At 70.0% G+C, this 23,314-nt stretch carries 1 protein-coding gene (cut by a window edge); it reads right to left on the bottom strand.

Going from position 1 to position 23,314, the window contains the following annotated elements; genetic code table 11:
- Positions 1-23,314, bottom strand: part of the annotated coding region (locus D7V88_RS15620; RefSeq protein WP_120541442.1) for a non-ribosomal peptide synthase/polyketide synthase (this coding region is incomplete at both ends). The annotated region extends 6,310 nt beyond the left edge of the window; 23,314 of its 29,624 annotated nt are in view.

Here is a 23,314-nt window from a genome sequence, read left to right as displayed (position 1 = left end):
CGTTGGGCGTCAGCGGCAGGGCGGGCAGGGCGATGAACGCGGCCGGGACCATGTACTCGGGCAGGTGCTTGCGCAGATGTTCGCGCAAGGGCGCGGTGTCCACCTCCGGCGCGACGTACGCGACGAGGCGCACATCGCCCGGCACGTCCTCGCGGACGAGGGCCACCGCGTCCCGGATGTCCGGGTGCGAGCGCAGCGTGGCTTCGATTTCGCCCAGTTCGATGCGGTAGCCACGGACCTTCACCTGGAAGTCCAGGCGGCCCATGAAGTCGAGCGTGCCGTCCTCGCGCCACCGGGCCTTGTCGCCCGTGCGGTACAGGCGCGCTCCGGGCTCCGTGCTGAACGGATCTGGAACGAAGCGCTCCGCCGTCAGGTCCGGGCGGCCCAGGTAGCCGCGCGTGATGCCCGCGCCGGAGAAGCACAGCTCACCCGGCAGGCCGAAGGGCACCAGGCGCTGGTGCTGGTCGACCACGTAGGCGCGCAGGTTGTCCAGCGGCCGGCCGATGACGGGCCGGGGCAGGGCGGTGCCCTGGATGTCGAACGTCGTGACGATGACGGTGGTCTCGGTGGGACCGTAGCCATTGATGGCGCGCGTGCGGGTCGTCCCCGCCAGGACACGCCAGAGGGCTTCGTCAATGGCCTCGCCGCCCACCAGGACCTGCGACGGCACCCAGGCGCGCTCCAGCAGTCCCGCTTCCAGCAGCAGCTTGAGCTGCGACGGGGTGCTGAGCTGCACATCGATGCGCCGGGATTCCATCCACGTGAGCATCCGCTCCGGATCGCGCCGCGTGTCCTCGGGGATGATGCAGAGGCAGTGGCCGTCGAGCAGCTTGATGAACGCCTCGATGACCGCGTCGAAGTACAGCGGCGAGTTCAGGTTGACGCGCAACGGACCCTGCTGCGGGTAGATGTTGCGGGCCAGGGTGTGGTGCAGGTGGACGACGGAGCGGTGCTGCACCATCACGCCCTTGGGCGTGCCCGTGGAGCCCGACGTGTAGATGACGTAGGCCAGATTGTCCGGGCCCGCAGAGGGAGGCAGAGGCTCCTCGGAGAGCGCCGCCAGCCAGGTCTGCTCGACATCGAGCTTCACCACGTGGACGATGTCGGGCAGCCATGCGTCGGCCAGGGCCCGGGTGGTGAGCAGCACGGAGGCGCCGCAGTCGCGCAGGAGGAAGTCCTTGCGCGCGGCGGGGGCCGCCGGATCGAACGGCACGAACGCGCCGCCCGCCTTGAGCACCGCGAGGAACGCGATGATGGCGTCCGCGGAGCGCTCCAGGGCCAGGGCCACCGTGACTTCCGGCCCCACGCCCAACGAGCGCAGGTGCCGGGCGAGCTGATTGGCTCGGGCATCGAACTGACGGAAGGACAGCGTCGTCCCTTCGAACTCCAGGGCGTCCGCGTCCGGCGTGCGAGCCACCTGCGCTTCGATGCGCCCGTGCAGCGTGGACTCCCCGTGGAAGTCCACGAGGTCCCCGCGCCCGATGCTCAGGAGCCGGGCGTGCTCTTCCGTTGAGCTGAGGGGCAGGTCGGCCAACGGCACCTCGGGCCGCGCGACCACGGTCTCCAGCATTACGCGCAGGTGCGTGGCGAGCCGCTCGATGGTCGCGGGCTCGAACAGGTCCGTCGCGTATTGGAGCTGGCCCACGAAGCCGTCCGCGTCCCGATTCAGGTTCAGGATCAGTTCAAACAGGGACAGGTTCCGGCCACCGAAGTGCGCCCCCGTCACGGACAGGCCGGGCAGCGCCAGCTCCGGGACAGGCGCGTTCTGGAGCACGAACATCACCTGGAAGAGCGGCGTGCGTGACAGGTCGCGCGTGGTTTGCAGCGACTCCACCAGCCGTTCGAACGGGAGGTCCTGGTGTTCGTACGCGCCCAGCGTCGTGGTGCGCACCTGCGCGACAAGTTGCCGGAAGGAGGGTCGCGCGCTGAAGCTGCCGCGCAGCACCAGCGTGTTGACGAAGAAGCCAATCAGGCCCTCCGTCTCCGCTCGGCTCCGGTTCGCGATGGGGGAGCCCACCAGCACGTCGTCCTGAGCGGAGTAGCGGTGCAGCACGGACTGGAAGGCCGCCAGCAGCACCATGAAGGGCGTGGCGCCTTCCTTCTGCGCCAGTGCCTCCACCTGTTCGGAGAGGGCACGCGGCAGTCGCACGGACACGGAGGCGCCGCGCTGCGAGACGACCGCCGGACGGGGCTTGTCGGTGGGCAGCTCCAGCACGTGGGAAGCCCCCGCGAGCTGCTGCTTCCACCAGTCGAGCTGCGCCTCCAGCACATCCCCCTGGAGCCAGCCGCGCTGCCACACGGCGTAGTCCGCGTACTGCACCGGCAGCTCCGGCAGGGCAGGGGTCTGGCCGTGACGGAAGGCCTCGTAGAGCGCCGTCATCTCACGCACGATCACGCCCAGCGACCAGCCGTCGGACACGATGTGGTGCACGTGCAGCACCAGCACGTGCTCCTGCGCGCCCAGCTTCATGAGCAGGGCGCGAATCACCGGCCCCTGCTCCAGATTGAACGGACGGCGGGACTCCGCGAAGCCGCGCCGCGTTGCCTCAGCCTGCCGTTCTGTGTCGTCCGTGATGCCCGTGAGGTCCACGGACTCGAAGGGCACGGTGGCCTCGTCGTGGATGTGCTGCACGGGCTGGCCTGCCTCCACGCGGAACGTGGTGCGCAGCGATTCGTGCCGCGCCATCAGCGCATTCAGGCTCTTGCGCAGCGCGCTTTCATCCAGCGCGCCGGTGAGGCGCAACGGCAGCGGCATGTTGTAGAGCGCGGTGCCCGGCTCCAACTGGTCGATGAACCACAACCGCTGCTGCGCGAACGACAGTGGAGGCGCGGTGGTGCGCTCCGTGCGGACCAACGGGGGCGCCTGGGTCCGACGGGCGCCGCCCAGCTTCTCGGCCAGGGTGGCCACGGTGGGAGCGCTGAAGAGGTCTCCCAGCGGCAGCTCCACGCCCAGCGTCGAGCGGATGCGCGACACCACCTGCGTGGCCAGCAGCGAATGGCCACCCAGCTCGAAGAAGTCGTCGTGGATGCCGACGGCTTCCAGGTGCAGCACCTCCGCCCAGATGGCGACGAGCGCCGTCTCCATCGCGTTGCGCGGCGCGGCCACCTCCACATCGGAGGCGCGCGGCGCCTCCGGGGCGGGCAGGACCTTGCGGTCCACCTTGCCGTTGGCGTTGAGCGGCAGGGCGGACAGCTCCACCCAGGCCGTGGGGACCATGTATTCGGGCAACTGCTTCTGGACAAACGCCTTCAGTGCGACGGGCTCGAAACCCTCTCCCGTGGGCACGATGTACGCGACGAGCCGCTTGTCTCCGGGCACATCCTCACGCGCCAGGACCACCGCCTCGCGCACCTGCGACGACTGGCGCAGCACGGCTTCGACTTCGCCGGTCTCGATGCGGAAGCCGCGGATCTTCACCTGGAAGTCCATGCGGCCCAGGAACTCCAGCGTCCCGTCCACCTGCCAGCGCACCCGGTCGCCCGTGCTGTACAGCCGCGCTCCCGGCTCCGTCGCGAAGGGGTGGGGGATGAAGCGCTCGGCGCTCAGGTCCGGGCGCTTCAGGTAGCCCCACGCCAAGCCATCGCCTCCGACGAAGAGTGCACCCGGTACGCCCACCGGCACGGGCTGGAAGGACGCATCCAGCACCCACGCGGTGGACTGCGCCAGCGGCCGGCCGATGGGCACGGACAGGCCCACACTGTCACCGGCACCCAGTGCGTACGTGGCGGAGAACGTCGTGTTCTCCGTGGGGCCGTAGCCATTGACGAGCACGGAGCCCGAAGGCATCCGCGCCAGGTGCTCCCGCACGCGCTCCACGGGCAGCACGTCGCCGCCCGCCAGCACCTGCCGCACGCCCGCCAACGCTTCGCCCTGATGGATGACCATCTGCTCGAAGAGCGCGGCTGTCAGCCACAGCGTGGTGATGCCTTCGGTGGTGAGCAGCGCCCCCGTCTCCTCGAAGGACAGGGCCCTCGCCGGAGCCAGCACCAACTTCGCGCCGTTGAGCAGCGCTCCCCACACTTCCAGTGTCGACGCGTCGAACGCAACGGGCGCCAGTTGCAGGAAGACTTCCTCCGGTCCGAAGTGGATGAAGTCGTTGCCGCGCACCAGCCGCACGATGCCGCGCTGGGGCACGCTGACGCCCTTGGGGCGTCCCGTGCTTCCCGACGTGAACATCACGTACGCCAGCGCTTCGGCCGGCACTTCCACGTCCACCGCGGTCTCCGGCTGCTTCGCAATCACCGCCGCGTCCGCGTCCATGAGGACCTGGAGATCCGCCACCGCCGGCAACTCATCCGCCAGCGACTCCTGCGTCACCAGCACGCTGACGCCCGTCTCCTGCAACATCCAGGTGATGCGGTCGGCCGGGTACTTCGCCTCTACCGGAACGTACGCCGCCCCGGCCTTCAGGATGCCCAGCATGCCGACGATGAGCTCGAACGAGCGCTCCAGGCACAAGCCCACGCGGTCCCCGGGCCTCACGCCCGAGCGGCGCAGGTGGTGCGCCAGTTGGTTGGACGCACGGTCCAGCGCCGCGTACGTCAGCGTCTTCTCCCCGGACTTCAGCGCGGGCGCATTCGGCGTGCGCGCCGCATGGGCGGTGAAGAGCCCGGCCACGGAGGCATCACGCGGGTACTCGCGCGACGTGCGGTTCCATTCGACGAGGACCTGTCGGCGCTCCTCGGGGGTGAGCAGGGACAGCTCGGACAGCCGCGTGTCCGGTGCGCGGACGGCGGCCTCCAGCAGCATCCGCAGGCGCTGGACCATGCCAGCCGCGGTCTCGGGGACGAACAGACTCGTGTTGTAGCGCAGCGAGCCCGCGAACCCGGCGGGCTCCCGGCTCATCACGAGTTGCAGGTCGAAGAGGATGCTGCCCGGATCCATGTCCAATCCCCGGAGTGTCAACTCCGGCAGCACCAGCTCCGGCATCGGCGCGTTCTGTAGGGTGAACGTCACCTGGAAGAACGGCGTGCGGCGCAGATCGCGCTCGGGCTTCAGGACCTCCACCAGCTTCTCGAACGGGAGGTCCTGGTGTTCGTACGCGCCCAGCGTCGTGGTGCGCACCTGCGCCAGCAGTTCGCGGAAGGTCCGCGTGTCCTCCACCTGCGTGCGGATGACGACGGTGTTGGCGAAGTAGCCGATGAGCGCTTCGGATTCGGCGTGACGCCGGCCCGCGATGGGCGAACCGATGAGCACGTCTTCCTGACCTGAATACCGGTGCAGCAGCAGCTTGAAGCCCGCCAGCAGCAGCATGTAGGGCGTCGCGGACGCCTGCTTCGCCAGGGTCTCCAACGCCTCGCTTAGCTCACGCGACAGCACCACGTGCTCGTCCGCCGCCTGGAAGGACTGCCGCACGGGACGCGGATGGTCCGTGGGCAGGTCCAGGTACGGAGCGGCACCGTCGAGATGCCTACGCCAGTAGCCGAGCTGCTGCTCCAGCACCTCTCCCTGGAGCCAACCCCGCTGCCAGAGCGAATGGTCGGCGTACTGCACCGCCAGCTCCGGAAGCGGGGAGGGCAGGCCCTTGGAGAAGGCCGCGTAGAGCGCGCCCATCTCCCGCACCAGGACGCCCGTGGACCAAGCGTCGGAGATGATGTGGTGCTGCGTCAGCACCAGCACGTGTTCGGTGGGGGCCAGCTTCAACAGGAGCACGCGCAGTAGCGGGCCCTGTTCCAGGTCGAACGGAGTCCGAGCCTCCTTCATCGCGAGCCGATGGGCCTCGGCCTCACGCTCGTCCCGCGACGCCATGACCGTGAGGTCCATGTGTCGCAGAGGCATCGGGAAGGGCGGGTGGATGACCTGCGACGGCGCGCCCTCATCCGACTGGAAGGTGGTGCGCAGGACTTCGTGACGGCGCACCAGTTCGTCGAACGCCGCCAGGAGCACGATGGTGTCCAGCGAGCCTTCGAGCTTCAGCGTGATCGGCACGATGTACGCGGTGCCCGCCGTGCCGAGCTGCTCGATGAACCACAGCCGCTGCTGGGCGAACGACAGCGGGAGCACCTCCGGTCGCTCCGCCCGGACCAGCGGAGGCAGGGACGCGCCCGTGCCGTCCGGGCCCTGGAACGAATCAATCAGCGCGGCCAGCGCGGCCACGGTGGGCCGTTCGAAGAACGCTCGCAGGGGCAGTTCCACACCGAAGTGGACACGCACGCGGGAGACCAACTGCGTGGCCAGCAGGGAGTGGCCCCCCAACTCGAAGAAGTTGTCGTGGCGTCCCACGGCGGGCACGCGCAACACCTCACTCCACAGCGCGGCCAGCGCGATTTCCGTCGGTGTCTCCGGCGCCGCATAGGTGCGCGCGCCGACTTGCGAGGCTTCCGGCGCGGGCAGCGCCTTGCGGTCCACCTTGCCATTGGGCGTCAGCGGCAGGGCGGGCAGCGCCATGAAGGCGGCCGGGACCATGTACTCGGGCAGGTGCTTGCGCAGATGCTCACGCAGGGCAGAGGTGTCCACCTCCGGCGCGACGTACGCGACGAGCCGAGCATCGCCCGGCACATCCTCGCGTACCATCACCACCGCGTCCCGGAGGCCCGGGTGCGAGCGCAGCGTGGCTTCGATTTCTCCCAACTCGATGCGGTAGCCGCGCAGCTTCACCTGGAAGTCCAGGCGGCCCATGAAGTCCAACGTCCCGTCCTCACGCCAGCGCGCCTTGTCGCCCGTGCGGTACAGCCGCGCTCCAGGCTCCGTGCTGAACGGATTCGGAACGAAGCGCTCCGCCGTGAGGTCCGGTCGGCCCAGGTAGCCACTCGCCAGGCCTTCGCCCGCGAGGCACAGCTCGCCCTGCATGCCGAAGGGCAGCAAGCGCTGCTGTTCATCGAGCACGTACGCCCGCACGTTGGCCAGCGGCCGACCGATGACGGGCAGCACCTGGGGTGCATCCTGAATGGACCAGACCGTCGCATTGACGGTGTTCTCGGTGGGGCCGTACACGTTGAAGGCGCGCGTGCGCTTCGTCGTGGAGAGCTTCCGCCACGTCACCGCGTCCAACGCCTCACCGCCGATGAGGATCAGCGCCGGCACGTGCGCCCGCTCCAGCAGCCCTGCGTCCAGCAGCAGCTTGAGCAGCGAGGGCGTGCAGTCCAGCGCGTCGATGCGCTGGGCCTCCAGCCACGTGAGCATCGCCTCCGGATCCTTGCGCGTGTCGCCGGGGACGATGCACAGGCAGTACCCATGGATGAGTTGGATGACCTGCTTGATGGAGCCGTCGAAGAAGAGCGGCGCGTTCACGCTGACGCGCAGGCCGCGCTGCGGCTGCACGTAGATGTCCCGTGACAAGGCCTGGTGCAGGTGGAGCACGGAGCGGTGCCGCACCGCCACGCCCTTGGGCATGCCCGTGGAGCCCGACGTGTAGAGCACGTACGCCAGATTCTCTGGCCCCGCGTCGGATGCTGGTGCTTCCGCGGACAACTCCGTCCACGGCCGCTGCTCGGCGTCGAGGCACACGACGGTGCCCACCACCGGCGTCCATTCCTCCGCCAGGGCCTTCGTGGTCAGCAGCACCGACGCGCGGCTGTCGCCCAGGATGAAGGAGCGACGCGCGGCAGGGGCCGAAGGATCGATCGGCACGAAGGCGCCGCCGGCCTTGAGGACGGCGAGCAACGCGACGATGGATTCGGCCGAACGCTCCAGGCACAGGCCCACCGTCACCTCGGGGCCCACGCCCAGCGAGCGCAGGTGCCACGCGAGCTGGTTGGCCCGGGCGTCGAGCTGCCGGAAGGACAGCGTGGTGCCTTCGAACGCCACGGCGTCCGCGTCCGGCGTGCGGGCCACCTGCGCTTCGATGCGCCCATGCAGCGTGGACTCGCGGTCGAAGTCCGCGACGGTGCCACCCAGGTCACCCAGCAGTCGCTGACGCTCCTCGGGGCCCACGAAGGACAGGTCCGCGAGCGGCGCGTCGGGCCGCTCCAGCGCGGACTCCAGCAGCACCCGCAGGTGCGTCATCAGGCGCTCGACGGTGGACCGTTCGAACAAGTCCGTCGCGTAGTCGATGCGACCGACGAAACCCTCCGTCGCACGGTCGAAGCTCAGGCTCAGCTCGAACTGCGACGTGCCACGTACCCCGATGTCAGCGGCCTTCAAGGCCAGACCGGGCAACACCAGCTCTGTGCGAGGCGTATTCTGGAGCACGAACAGCACCTGGAACAGGGGCGTACGTGACAGGTCGCGCGTGGTTTGCAGCGACTCCACCAGCCGTTCGAACGGGAGGTCCTGGTGTTCGTACGCGCCCAACGTCATGGCGCGCACCTGCGCGACCAACTGTCGGAACGAAGGCCGCGCGCCGAAGCTGCCGCGCAGCACCAGCGTGTTGACGAAGAAGCCGATGAGGCCCTCCGTCTCCGCATGATGACGGTTGGCGATGGGAGAGCCCACCAGCACGTCGTCCTGGCCGGAGTAGCGGTGCAGCACCGTCTGGAAGGCCGCCAGCAGCACCATGAAGGGCGTGGCACCTTCACGCTGGGCCAGGGCCTCCACCTTCTCGGCAAGGACGCGCGGCAGGTGCACGGGCACCGCGTCGCCACGCCGGGAGGCGACGGCTGGACGCGGCTTGTCGGTGGGGAGATCCAGCACGTGGGACGCACCCGAAAGCTGCTGCTTCCACCAGCCGAGCTGCGCCTCCAGGGCCTCACCCTGGAGCCAGTCGCGCTGCCATGCGGCGTAGTCCGCGTACTGCACCGGCAGCTCCGGAAGGGTAGGCGTCTGCCCCTGGCGGAAGGCCTCGTAGAGGGCCGTCATCTCACGCACCAGCACGCCCAACGACCAGCCATCGGACACGATGTGGTGCAGGTGCAGCACCAGCACGTGCTCCCGGACGTCCAGCTTCAGGAGCAGGGCGCGAATCACCGGGCCCTGCTCCAGGTTGAACGGACGGCGGGATTCCGCGCTGCCACGACGCTCGGCTTCAGCCTGGCGCTCGTTCGCGTCGGCGATGTCCGTGAGATCCACGGACTCGAAGGGCACGGTGGCCTCGGCGCGGATGTGCTGCACGGGCTGGCCCGCCTCCACGCGGAACGTCGTGCGCAGCGACTCATGCCGCGCCATCAGCGCGTCCAGGCTCTTGCGCAACGCGCCTTCGTCCACCGCTCCGGTGAACCGCAGCGGCAGTGGCATGTTGTACAGGCTGCTGCCCGGCTCCAACTGATCGATGAACCACAGCCGCTGCTGCGCGAACGACAGCGGCGGCGCCGACGTCCGGTCCGCCCGGATGAGCGGCGGCGTCTTGGCCCGAGCCGCATGGGTCAGCCGCACGGCCAGCTCCGCCACGGTGGGTGCTCTGAAGAGGTCTCCCAGCGGCAGCTCCACGCCCAGGGTGGAGCGGATGCGAGACACCACCTGCGTGGCCAGCAGGGAGTGGCCCCCCAACTCGAAGAAGTTGTCGTGCCGTCCCACGGTGGGGACGCGCAACACCTCACTCCACAGCGCCGCCAGCGCGATTTCCGTCGGTGTCTCCGGCGCCGCATAGGTGCGCGCGCCGACTTGCGAGGCTTCCGGCGCGGGCAGCGCCTTGCGGTCCACCTTGCCGTTGGGCGTCAGCGGCAGGGCGGGCAGCGCCATGAAGGCGGCCGGGACCATGTACTCGGGCAGGTGCTTGCGCAGATGCTCACGCAGGGCAGAGGTGTCCACCTCCGGCGCGACGTACGCGACGAGCCGTGCATCGCCCGGCATGTCTTCACGCACCATCACCACCGCGTCCCGGAGGCCCGGGTGCGAGCGCAGGGTGGCTTCGATTTCTCCCAGCTCGATGCGGTAGCCGCGCAGCTTCACCTGGAAGTCCAGGCGGCCCATGAAGTCCAGCGTCCCGTCCTCGCGCCAGCGCGCCTTGTCGCCCGTGCGGTACAGCCGCGCTCCGGGCTCCGTGCTGAACGGATTCGGAACGAAGCGCTCCGCGGTGAGGTCCGGTCGGCCCAGGTAGCCACGCGCCAGGCCTTCGCCCGCGAGGCACAGCTCACCCTGCATGCCGAAGGGCACCAGGCGCTGCTGTTCATCGAGCACGTAGGCCCGCACGTTGGCCAGCGGCCGACCGATGACGGGCAGCACCTGGGGTGCATCCTGAATGGACCAGACCGTCGCATTGACGGTGTTCTCGGTGGGGCCGTACACGTTGAAGGCGCGCGTGCGCTTCGTCGTGGACAGCTTCCGCCACGTCACCGCGTCCAGCGCCTCACCGCCGATGAGGAGCAGCGCCGGCACGTGCGCACGCTCCAGCAGCCCCGCGTCCAGCATCAGCTTGAGCAACGAGGGCGTGCAGTCCAGCGCGTCGATCCGCTGGGCCTCCAGCCACGTGAGCATCGCCTCCGGATCCTTGCGCGTGTCACCGGGAACGATGCACAGGCAGTACCCATGGACGAGCTGGATGACCTGCTTGATGGAGCCGTCGAAGAAGAGCGGCGCGTTCACGCTGACGCGCAGGCCACGCTGCGGCTGCACGTAGATGTCCCGTGACAAGGCCTGGTGCAGGTGGAGCACGGAGCGGTGCCGCACCGCCACTCCCTTGGGCATGCCCGTGGAGCCCGACGTGTAGAGCACGTACGCCAGATTCTCCGGCCCCGCGCCGGAATCCGGTGCTTCCGCGGGCAACTCCGCCCAGGGCTTCTGCTCGCCATCGAGGCACACGACGGTGCCCACCTCCGGCGTCCATTCTTCCGCCAGGGCCTTCGTGGTCAGCAGTACCGACGCGCGGCTGTCGCCCAGGATGAAGGAGCGACGCGCGGCAGGTGCCGAGGGATCGATCGGCACGAAGGCGCCGCCGGCCTTGAGGACGGCGAGCAACGCGACGATGGATTCGACCGAGCGCTCCAGGCACAGGCCCACCGTCACCTCGGGGCCCACGCCCAGCGAGCGCAGGTGCCGGGCGAGTTGGTTGGCTCGGGCATCGAGCTGCCGGAAGGACAGCGTCGTGCCTTCGAACGCCACGGCGTCCGCGTCCGGCGTGCGTGCTGCCTGCGCTTCGATGCGTCCATGCAGCGTGGACTCGCGGTCGAAGTCCGCGACGGTGCCACCCAGGTCGCCCAGCAGTCGCTGACGCTCCTCGGTGCCCATGAAGGACAGGTCCGCGAGCGGCGCGTCGGGCTGCTCCAGCGCGGACTCCAGCAGCACCCTCAGGTGCGTCATCAGGCGTTCGACGGTGGACCGTTCGAACAGGTCCATCGCGTAGTCGATGGATCCGATGAAGCCGTCGGATTCGCGGTCGAGGTTCAGGCTCAGCTCGAACTGCGACGTGCCACGGTCCCCGATGTCGGCGCCCTTCACCGACAGGCCGGGCAGCACCAGCTCCGGGAGGGGCGCGTTCTGGAGCACGAATAGCACCTGGAACAGGGGCGTACGTGACAGGTCGCGTGTCGTCTGAAGCGACTCCACCAGCCGCTCGAACGGGAGGTCCTGGTGTTCGTACGCGCCCAGCGTCGTGGCGCGCACCTGCGCGAGGAGTTGCCGGAACGAGGGACGCGCACCGAAGCTGCCGCGCAGCACCAGCGTGTTGACGAAGAAGCCAATGAGGCCCTCCGTCTCCGCATGATGACGGTTCGCGATGGGCGAACCGATGAGCACGTCGTCCTGAGCGGAGTAGCGGTGCAGCACCGTCTGGAAGGCCGCCAGCAGCACCATGAAGGGCGTGGCGCCTTCCTTTAGTGCCAGGGCCTCCACCTGTTCGGAGAGCGCGCGCGGCAGTTGCACGGGTACCGTACCGCCACGTCGGGAGGCGACGGCCGGACGGGGCTTGTCGGTGGGCAGATCCAGTGCCTGGGGCACGCCCGCCAGTTGCTGCTTCCACCAGCCGAGCTGCGCCTCCAGGGCTTCACCCTGGAGCCAGCCGCGCTGCCAGACGGCGTAGTCCGAGTACTGCACCGGCAGTTCCGGAAGGGTAGGCGTCTGCCCCTGGCGGAAGGCCTCGTAGAGGGCCGTCATCTCACGCACCAGCACGCCCAACGACCAGCCATCGGACACGATGTGGTGCAGGTGCAGGACCAGCACGTGCTCCTGGACGTCCAGCTTCAGGAGCAGGGCGCGAATCACCGGGCCCTGCTCCAGGTTGAACGGACGGCGGGATTCCGCGCTGCCACGACGCTCGGCTTCAGCCTGGCGCTCGTTCGCGTCGGCGATGTCCGTGAGATCCACGAACTCGAAGGGCACGGTGGCCTCGGCGTGGATGTGCTGCACGGGCTGGCCCGCTTCCACGCGGAACGTGGTGCGCAGGACCTCATGCCGCGCCATCAGCGCATCCAGGCTCTTACGCAGCGCGCCTTCGTCCACCGCGCCGGTGAACCGCAGCGGCAGTGGCATGTTGTAGAGCGCGGTGCCCGGCTCCAACTGGTCGATGAACCACAGCCGCTGCTGCGCGAACGACAGCGGCGGCGCCGACGTCCGGTCCACCCGGATGAGCGGCGGCGCCCCGGAGCGGGAGGCATGGGCCATCCGCCCAGCCAACTCCGCCACGGTGGGCGCTCTGAAGAGGTCTCCCAGCGGCAGCTCTACGCCCAGGGTGGAGCGGATGCGAGACACCACCTGCGTGGCCAGCAGTGAGTGTCCGCCCAACTCGAAGAAGTTGTCGTGCCGTCCCACGGTGGGGACGCGCAACACCTCACTCCACAGCGAGGCCAGGGCGACTTCCGTCGGCGTCTCCGGCGCCGCATAGGTGCGCGCGCCGACTTGCGAGGCTTCCGGCGCGGGCAGCGCCTTGCGGTCCACCTTGCCGTTGGCCGTCAGCGGCAGGGCGGGCAGGGCGACCAGTACGGCCGGGACCATGTACTCGGGTAGGTGCTTGCGCAGGTGTTCACGCAGGGGCGCGATCTCCACCTCCGGCGCGACGTAAGCGACGAGGCGCGCATCGCCCGGCACATCCTCACGCACCAGCGCCACCGCGTCCCGGATGCCCGCATGTGTGCGCAACGTGGCTTCGATTTCGCCCAACTCGATGCGGTAGCCGCGCAGCTTCACCTGGAAGTCCAGGCGGCCCATGAAGTCCAGCGTCCCGTCCTCGCGCCACCGCGCCTTGTCGCCCGTGCGGTACAGCCGCGCTCCAGGCTCCGTGCTGAACGGATTCGGAACGAAGCGCTCCGCCGTCAGGTCCGGCCGGCCCAGGTAGCCACGCGCCAGGCCTTCGCCCGCGAGGCACAGCTCGCCCTGCATGCCGAAGGGCAGCAAGCGCTGCTGCTCATCGAGCACGTACGCCCGCACGTTGTCCAGCGGCCGGCCGATGACGGGCAGCACCTGGGGTGCATCCTGGAGGGACCAGGCCGTCGCGTTGACCGTGGTCTCGGTCGGTCCGTACACGTTGAAGGCGCGCGTGCGCTTCGTCGTGGAAAGCTTCCGCCACGTCACTTCGTCCAGCGCCTCACCGCCCACGATGAGGAGCGCCGGGACATGGGCGCGCTCCAGCAGCCCCGCGTCCAGCAGGAGTTTCATCTGCGAGGGCGTGCAGTCCAGCGCGTCGATGCGCTGCGCTTCCAGCCACGCCAGCATCGCCTCCGGATCCTTGCGCGTGTCGCCGGGGACGATGCACAGGCAGTACCCATGGACGAGCTGGATGACCTGCTCCATGGATGCATCGAAGAAGAGCGGCGCGTTCACGCTGACGCGCAGGCCACGCTGCCGCTGCACGTAGATGTCGCGCGCCATCGCCTGATGCAGATGGAGCACGGAGCGGTGCCGCACCGCCACGCCCTTGGGCATGCCGGTGGAGCCCGACGTGTAGAGCACGTACGCCAGGTTCTCCGGCCCCGCGCCGGAATCCGGTGCTTCCGCGGGCAACTCCGCCCAGGGCTTCTGCTCGCCATCGAGGCACACGACGGTGCCCACCTCCGGCGTCCATTCCTCCGCCAGGGCCTTCGTGGTCAGCAGCACCGACGCACCGCTGTCGCCCAGGATGAACGAGCGACGCGCGACGGGTGCCGAGGGATCAATCGGCACGAAGGCGCCGCCGGCCTTGAGGACGGCGAGCAACGCGACGATGGATTCGGCCGAACGCTCCAGGCACAGGCCCACCGTCACCTCGGGGCCCACGCCCAGCGAGCGCAGGTGCCACGCGAGCTGGTTGGCCCGGGCGTCGAGCTGACGGAAGGACAGCGTCGTCCCCTCGAACGCCACGGCGTCCGCGTCCGGCGTGCGGGCTGCCTGCGCTTCAATGCGCCCATGCAGCGTGGACTCGCGGTCGAAGTCCGCGGCGGTGCCACTCAGGTCGCCCAGCAGTCGCTGACGCTCCCCGGGGCCCACGAAGGACAGCTCCGCGAGCGGCGCGTCGGGCCGCTCCAGCGCGGCCTCCAGCAGCACCCGCAGGTGCGTCATCAGGCGTTCGACGGTGGAGCGCTCGAACAAGTCCGTCGCGTAGCGGATGAGTCCAACGAAGCCGTCCGCCTCACGGTCGAGGTCCAGGCCCAGCTCGAACTGGGCGGTGCCACGATCCCCGATGTCCGCGGTCTGCACCGACAAGCCGGGCAGCACCAGCTCTGGGAGGGGTGCGTTCTGGAGCACGAACATCACCTGGAACAGGGGCGTACGGGACAAGTCGCGCGTGGTTTGCAGCGACTCCACCAGCCGCTCGAACGGAATGTCCTGGTGCTCATAGGCACCCAGCGTCATGGCGCGCACCTGCGCGACCAACTGTCGGAACGAAAGCCGCGCGCCGAAGCTGCCGCGCAGCACCAGCGTGTTGACGAAGAAGCCGATGAGGCCCTCCGTCTCCGCGTGACGACGGTTCGCGATGGGAGAGCCCACCAGCACGTCGTCCTGCCCGGAGTAGCGGTGCAGCACCGTCTGGAAGGCCGCCAGCAGCACCATGAAGGGCGTCGCACCCTCCTTGCGCGCCAGGGCTTCCACCTGTTCGGAGAGGGCGCGCGGCAGGTGCACGGGCACTGCGTCGCCGCGCCAGGAGGCGACGGCTGGACGCGGCTTGTCGGTGGGCAGATCCAGCACGTGGGGCGCACCCGCCAGTTGCTGCTTCCACCAGCCGAGCTGCGCCTCCAGGGCCTCACCCTGGAGCCAGTCGCGCTGCCATGCGGCGTAGTCCGCGTACTGCACCGGCAGCTCCGGAAGGGCAGGGGCCCGGCCGTGGCGGAAGGCCTCGTAGAGGGCCGTCATCTCGCGCACCAGCACGCCCAAGGACCAGCCGTCGGACGCGATGTGGTGCACGTGCAGCACGAGCACGTGCTCTTCCGCACCCAGCTTCAGGAGCAGGGCGCGCATCACCGGGCCCTGCGCCAGGTTGAACGGACGGCGCGATTCCGCGATCGCGCGACGCTTCGCCTCGGACTGGCGCTCCGTCTCATCCGGGAGGTCCGTGAGGTCCACGGACTCGAAGGGCACGGTCGCCCCGTCCTGGATGTGCTGCACGGGCTGGCCCGCTTCCACACGGAACGTGGTGCGCAGGACCTCGTGCCGGGCCATCAGCGCATCCAGGCTCTTGCGCAGCGCGCCTTCGTCCACCGCGCCGATGAAGCGCAGCGGCAGCGGCATGTTGTAGAGCGTGGTGCCCGGCTCCAACTGGTCGATGAACCACAGCCGCTGCTGCGCGAACGACAACGGCGGCGCCGACGTCCGGTCCGCCCGGGTGAGCGGCGGCGTCTTGGCCCGAGCCGCATGGGTCAGCCGCGCGGCCAGCTCCGCCACGGTGGGCGCGCGGAAGAGGTCTCCCAACGGCAGTTCCACGCCCAGTGTCGAACGGATGCGAGACACCACCTGCGTGGCCAGCAGGGAGTGGCCCCCCAGTTCGAAGAAGTTGTCGTGGCGGCCCACCGCGGGCACGCGCAACAGCTCGCCCCACAACGTGGCCAGGGCGACCTCGGTGGGCGTCTGGGGCGCCACGTAGGTGCTCGCGCCGAGCTGCGAGGCTTCCGGCGCGGGCAGCGCCTTGCGGTCCACCTTGCCATTGGGCGTCAGCGGCAGGACGGGCAGGGTGACCAGCGCGGCGGGCACCATGTACTCGGGCAGGTGCTTGCGCAGGTGTTCGCGCAAGGGTGAGGTGTCCACCTCCGGCGCGACGTACGCGACGAGCCGCGCATCCCCGGGCACGTCCTCGCGCACCAGCGCCACCGCGTCCCGGATGCCCGGGTGCGAGCGCAGGGTGGCTTCGATTTCGCCCAGCTCGATGCGGAAGCCACGGACCTTCACCTGGAAGTCCAGGCGGCCCATGAACTCCAACGTCCCGTCCTCCCGCCAACGGGCCTTGTCGCCCGTGCGGTACAGGCGCGCTCCAGGCTCAGGGCTGAACGGATCGGGGAGGAAGCGCTCCGCCGTGAGGCCCGGCCGGCCCAGGTAGCCGCGCGCGACGCCTTCACCGGAGATGCACAGCTCGCCCGACATGCCGAAGGGCACCAGGCGCTGACGCTCGTCGAGGACGTAGACGCGCAGGTTGTGGACGGGCCGGCCGATGACGGGGACCGTCTGGGGGGCGTCCTGGAGGAGGAACGTCGTGGCGTTGACGGTGCACTCGGTGGGGCCGTAGGCGTTGAAGGCGCGCGTGCGCTTCGTCGCGGTGAGCTGCCGCCACATCACCTCGTCCAGCGCCTCACCACCCACCGACAACAGGGCCGGTACGTGCGCGCGCTCCAACAGCCCCGCGGCCAGCAGGAGCTTGAGCTGCGACGGCGTGCAGTCCAGCGCGTCGATGCGACGCTGCTCCAACCACGGGAGCATCCGCTCCGGATCCAGGCGCACGTCCTCGGGGACGACGACCAGGCAATGGCCGTCGAGCAGTTGGACGACCTGTTCGATGGAGGCATCGAAGTACAGCGGCGCGTTGACCGTGATGCGCCGGCCTCGCGGCAGGCCCGCGTAGATGGTCCGCGTCAGCGAGCGGTGCAGGTTGAGCACCGAGCGGTGCTGCACCATCACGCCCTTGGGCGTGCCCGTGGAACCCGACGTGTAGATGACGTACGCGAGGCCTTCTGGACGGGCCGAAGGAGGCAGGGCCTCCCCGGAGAGCGATGACAGGTGCGCCTGCTCCTGCTCGGAGTCCAGGCGCACCACGTGCGCAACGTCGGGCCTCCACGCTTCAGCGAGGGCGCGCGATGTCAGCAGCACGGATGCACCGCAGTCCTTCAGCAGGAACGACTTGCGCGCGACCGGAGCCGTCGGGTCGAGCGGTACGAAGCCGCCCCCAGCCTTGAGCACGGCGAGCAGCGCGACGATGGCCTCCGCCGAGCGCTCCAGGCACAGGCCCACCGTCACCTCGGGGCCCACGCCCAGCGAGCGCAGGTGCCTGGCCAGTTGGTTGGCGCGGGCATTGAGCTGACGGAAGGACAGCGTCGTGTCCTCGAACACCACCGCGTCCGCATCCGGCGTGCGGGCTGCCTGCGCTTCGATGAGCCCGTGCAGCGTGGCGTCGCGATCGAAGTCCAGGGCTTCGCCGGACAGCGCGCCCAGCAGCCGCTCACGCTCGTCGGACGCGAGGAGCGACACATCGGACAGGCGGCCTTCCGCGTGGGCCAGCGACATCAACGTCCGGCGCCAGTGGCCCAGCACGCGCGTCACCGCGTCCCGCGAGAAGCGGAGCGGGTCGTAGCCCAGGTGGAGCTGGAGCTGACTGCCGGGCAGCACCGACGCAGTGAGAGGGTAGTGGGTGCCTTCCTCGGCTTGCAGGTCGCGGATGTCGAGTTCCGTGGAGCGCTTCAACAGCGACTCATCCAGGGGGAAGTTCTCGAACACGAGCAGGGTGTTGAAGAGCGCCGTGCCGCGCGGCATGTCGCTCCAGCCCGCCGCGGTGACCAGCGGCGTGTGCTGGTGCTGCTGGAGGGCCAACTGCTGCTCCTGGAGCAACTGGAGCCAGGGCAGCAGGGGCGCGTGCTCGTCGGGAAGCTGGATGCGCACCGGCAGCGTGGTGATGAGCATGCCCAGCATGGCCTCCGCGCCCGGAAGCTCCGGGGGACGGCCCGCAAGCGTGGTGCCGAAGAGGACATCCTGCGTGCCTGCGTAGCGCGCGAGCACCACGGCCCACGCCGCCTGCGCCAGGGTGTTCAGCGTCAACTGGTGCTGACGCGCGAACGCCTGGAGGGTGGCGGTGTCCTCCAGGGACAGGGCCAGCCCCGTATCGTCCTGCTTCGCGGGCTCGCCGGTCCGCGCGGCCATGGGCTGCTCGGCGGGCACGGGTGTGGGGGTGGACAGGCCGGCGAGCTGGGCGCGCCAGAAGCGCTCATCCTCGGCGGCGTCGGTCCGCTGCAACCACGCGATGTAGTCCCGGAACGGAGGCCGCGTCGACGGTGCGGGCGTCGCACCCGAATGGAAGGCCTCGTAGAGCGCGAAGACCTCCTGGAAGAACAGGCCGGAGCTCCAGCCGTCCAACAGCAGGTGGTGGTGGCTCCAGATGAAGCGCCAGTGCAGATCCGCCAGGCGCACGCCCACCATCCGCATCAACGGGACGCGCGCCACGTCGAAGCCGCGCGTCCGTTCGTCCTTCGCCAGCCGCGCCAACCCGGCCTGCTGCTCCTCCGGGGACAGGTGCCGCCAGTCGTGCTGCTCGAACGGCAACACGGCATGCGAGTGCACCACCTGGAGGGGAGCCTCCAGGTCCTGCCACACGAAGCTGGTGCGCAGGATGGGGTTGCGATTCACCGCCGCCTGCCACGTCTTCTGGAACAGCGCGATGTCCACGTGCGAGTGGATCGACCAGGAGCGCTGCTCGAAATAGAAGCCAGCGTCCGGGCTGTGGAGAGCATGGAACAACATGCCCTGCTGAAGCGCGGAGAGCGGGTAGACGTCCTCCACGGTGGGCCCCTGCGAGGCCAACAACCGATCCAAGGCGGGCTGGGAGATGCGCGCCAGGGGGAAGTCGCCCGGCGTCATCCGGCGCGAGTCCTCGGAGTGCCGCTGCGCGATGAGCGTGCGCAGGGACGAAACGAAGCGCTGCGCCAGGGCCTCGACGGTGGAGGCATGGTGCAGGTGGTGGCTGAAGCCGAAGTCCATTCCCAGCCGGCCATCCCGCACCGAGCCGTTGACGAGGAGCAGGTGCGGACGGAGGGCCTGGGGCGCCACCGCAGTGCCGACGGGTTCGTCGCCCAGCGTGAAGAGGGTGCTGGCGTCGGACGCGCCGTCGAGCTGGCCCAGGTAGTTGAACGCCACCTGCGCCCGAGGGAAGGCCGCCATCCGCTGACGGACTTCCGCAGGCCCCATGAAGCGCAGCAACCCGAAGCCGATGCCCTGGTCGGGCCACTGGCTCAACGTATCGCGCACCGCGCGCAGGCTGTCGCCCGGGGTGCCTCCCGGGGGCAGCCGCAGCAGTGCGGGCGTCAGCGACGTGAACCAGCCCACCGTGCGCGACACGTCCGCGTCCGCGAACAACTCCTGCCGGCCATGACCCTCCAGGTCGATGAGCAGGCGCGACTGACCGGCCCACTCGCGCAGCGCGAGCGCCAGCGCGGCCAACAGCACGTCGTTGATCCCTGCCCGCCAGCCCGCGGGGGTCTCCTGGAGCAGCAGCCGGGTCTCCTCCACGTCCAGTTGGACGAAGACCGACCGCTGTGAGTCGTGGGTGTTGGCACCCGAAGCGTCGACAGGGAGTGGAGCGATGTCCTGGCGCGCTTCGTCCAGCCACAGCGCCGTCTGGGCGTGCAGCGCATCGGAGAGGGCGTGGGTTCCCAGCCGGCGCGCCCAGGACAGGAAGGACGTCGTCTTGCCGGGAAGCACCGCGGGACGCCGTGCGAGCAGTTGCAGGTACGCGGCCTCCAGGTCCTCGATGAGCACGCGCCAGGAGACCGCGTCCACCACGAGGTGGTGGACGATGAGCAGCAGCCGCTGGGCCGCGTCCGGGCCGAAGTGGAAGAGGGCGGCGCGCACCAGCGGGGGCTGGGCCAGGTCGAAGCTCGCCTGGAGCCGGTCCGCCTGCTCCTCCATGACACGAGAACGGGCCTCCGGCGGGAGTTCGGAGAGATCCACCTGGAGCAACCGGAAGGGAGCGTCCTCGGGCGAGGCGTTGTGCTGACGCCAGGAGTCACCCTCACGGCTGAAGCGCAGGCGCAGGGCGTCGTGGTGGCCCAGCAGCACCTGGAGCGCCTGCTCCAGGAGTGCCGCCTGGAGCGGCTGACGGGCCCGCAACAGCAGGGGCTGGTTGGAGTGGTGGGCGTGTTCGGGATCGCCCTTCAGCAGTTCGAGCTGGATGGGCGTGAGGGGCACCGAGCCCACCACGGGGCCCTGTTCCGCCAGGCTGCCCGCGCCGACCTTCGCCACGGACGAGAGCGCGCCCAGGGTGGGGTGCTGGAAGAGGTCGCGCACGGAGAGCCGCACGCCGGCCTGACGCGCGCGCGCGACGACCTGGAGGCTGATGATGGAGTCGCCGCCCAGCTCGAAAAAGTCATCGTCCACGCCCACGCGCTCGACGCGCAGCACCTGGGCCCAGACGGCGGCCAGCCGCTGCTCCATCTGCGTGCGGGGCGCGACATACTCCCGCTTCGTATTGCGCAGGCCCTCGGGGGCCGGCAGGGCCTTGCGGTCCACCTTCGCGTTCGCCGTCAGCGGCAGGGCCGTGAGGGAGACGAACGCCGACGGCAGCATGTACTCCGGCAGCCGCTGCGACAGGAATGCGCGCAGCGTGGCCGGGTCCAGGTCCTGGCTCGCGACGAAGTAGACGACCAGTCGCTTGTCGCCGGGCACGTCCTCGCGCACCAACGCCACGGCCTCGCGCACCTCCGCGTGGGCCCGCAGCGCGGCCTCCACTTCCGCCAGCTCGATGCGATAGCCGCGCACCTTCACCTGGTGGTCCGCGCGGCCCAGGAACTCCATCACCCCGTCCGGACGCCAGCGTGCAAGGTCTCCCGTGCGGTAGAGGCGTTCGCCCGGCGTGGGGGAGAAGGGGTTCGGGACGAAGCGCTCGGCGGTCAGGTCCGGGCGCGACAGGTAGCCGCGCGCGAGGCCGTCACCACCGATGAAGAGCTCACCGGGAACGCCCGGGGGCACCGGCTGCCCGTGCGCATCCAGCACGTAGAGCTGCGTCGCGTTGATGGGCCGGCCAATGGGGATGGTGGTCCCCACCCGGGCCGCATCCGTCATCCGGTGCGTGGACGCGAAGAGCGTCGTCTCCGTCGGGCCGTAGCAGGCGGTGACGGGGATGCCCAGCTCCTGCACCACGCGGCGCACGTGGGGCGCGGAGACGACGTCGCCGCCCGTGAGCACCTGCCGCACGCCCTGGAGGGCTTCGGACTTGAGGTCCACCACCTGCGCGAAGAGGCCCGCGGTCAGGTGCAGCGTGGTGACGCGGTGGTGCTGGAGGACGTGGCCCAGCAGGTCCACGTCCGAGGGAGACCGGGGCGGGAAGACGACGAGGCGGCCGCCGAAGAGCAGCGGTCCCCAGACCTCCAGAGTGGAGGCGTCGAAGGAGATGGGCGCGATGAGGAGGAAGGTCTCATCCGGGCCCAGCTTCGCGTAGGGTGCGTTGTGCAGCAGGCGCAGCACGCCCCGGTGCTCCACCGCGACGCCCTTGGGGCGGCCGGTGCTTCCGGACGTGAAGTCCACGTACGCCAGGTGGCGCGAATGCGTCCCCGCCTTCACGGGCGTCAGGGGCTGCTGTTCCAGCCGCAGCTCCTCCACGAAGAAGCAGGGCAGGGCGTCGTCCACCGCGAGGCCCGTGCGCACGGCGCGCGTGGTGAGCAGCAACTTCGGCGGTGCGTCCTCCAGCATCGCGGCCAGTCGGGTCGCCGGGTACGTGGCATCCAGCGGCAGGTAGGCGCCCCCAGCCTTGAGGATGGCGAGCAGCGCGACGATCAGCTCGATGGAGCGATCCAGGCACACCGCCACCAGGACATCCGGGCCCACGCCGTGCTCACGCAGCAGGTGTGCCCACTGGTTCGTGCGTGCGTCCAACTGCGCGTACGTCAGGCGCGTGTCCCCGAACTCCAGCGCGATGGCGTCCGGACGCTGCGCGGCCTGCGCCATGAACAGATCCTGGATGCACGCCTCGCGCGGGTACTCGCCCCGCGTGTCGTTCCACGCGACGAGGATCTGCTGGTGTTCGGCCGCGCTCAACAGCGGCAGGCGTCCGAGCGGCATCTCCGGGGCCGCGACGGCCTCCCGCGCGAGGCCGATGAGGTGCGCCGCCATGCGCGCGATGGTGGCTTCGTCGAAGAGGGCCGTGGAGTACTCGAAGCGGCAGGAGAGGCCTGTGCGGCTCTCCCAGATCTCCAGGCCCAGGTCGAACTTGGCCGCGTCCAGGGGGACCTCCACCGGGCTCAGCTCCAGCGACGGAAGCTGGGCCTTGGCCTCCGGCGTGTTGAGCACGTTGAGGATGGCCTGGAACAGCGGCGTGCGGCTCAAGTCGCGCGGCAACTGGAGCGTGTCCAGGATCTTCTCGAACGGCGCGTCCTGGCGCGCGTAGGCCTCCAGCGCCTGGGTGCGCACGCGGCCCAGCAGCGTGTTGAACGACGGAGAGCCCTCCAGCTTCGAGCGGAAGGCGAGGGTGTTGAGGAAGCAGCCCAGCAACCCTTCCACCTCGGGACGCGTGCGACCCGCGATGGGCGTGCCCACCACGAAGTCGTCCTGGCCCGAGTAGCGCGACAGCAGCGTCTGGAAGAGCGCCATCATCACCATGAACGACGTGGCGCCCTGCTTGCGGCTGAGCGCGAGCAGGGGTTCGGCCACGTCGGCCGGGAACTGGAAGCGGTACAGCGAGCCCGCGAAGGACTGCACCGCCGGACGCGGCCGGTCCGTGGGCAGCTCCAGCGCTGGCGCGCCCAGCAGGCGCTGCTTCCACCACGCGACCTGCTCCTCCATCACGCCGGCTTCCAACCACTGGCGCTGCCACACCGCGTAGTCCGCGTACTGCACCGGCAGCGGCGGAAGCGGCGACGGCATCCCCGCGGTGAACGACGCGTAGAGCACCGTCAGCTCGCGCGCGAGCACCATGGTGCACCATGCGTCGGACACCGCGTGATGGAGCACCATCGCCAGCACGTGCACCTTCGGCTCCACGCGCAACAACAGCGCGCGGATCACGACCTTCTCCAGGTCGAAGGGGAGCACGGCGTGGGCCTGGCACAGGCGCACCCGCTCCGCCTCGCGGGCCTCGGGCGTCTCCCCGGCCACGTCCACCCGCGCCAGGGGCAGGCCGCGCGCCGGGTGGATGAGCTGCACCGCGCTCTCACCCTCCAGCGAATACGTGGTGCGCAGCACTTCGTGCCGGGCCACCAGCTCGTCCAGCGCCGCCTGGAGCGCGGCGACGTCCAGGTCGCCTGTCAGGCGGAACGTGGTCGCGTTGTTGTAGGCGCCGCTCTGGGGATCCAACTGCTGGATGTACCAGAGCCGCTGCTGGGCGAAGGACAGCGGCAGCGGCTGGTTCCGGGGCACCCGGGGGATGGGCGGCGGGCCGCCAGGCACGGCCTGGGCCACGGGGGGCGCGGC

It is taken from the genome of Corallococcus terminator, assembly GCF_003611635.1.
GTDB classification, from domain to species: domain Bacteria; phylum Myxococcota; class Myxococcia; order Myxococcales; family Myxococcaceae; genus Corallococcus; species Corallococcus terminator.
This window is presented reverse-complemented; position numbering and strand designations above follow the sequence as displayed.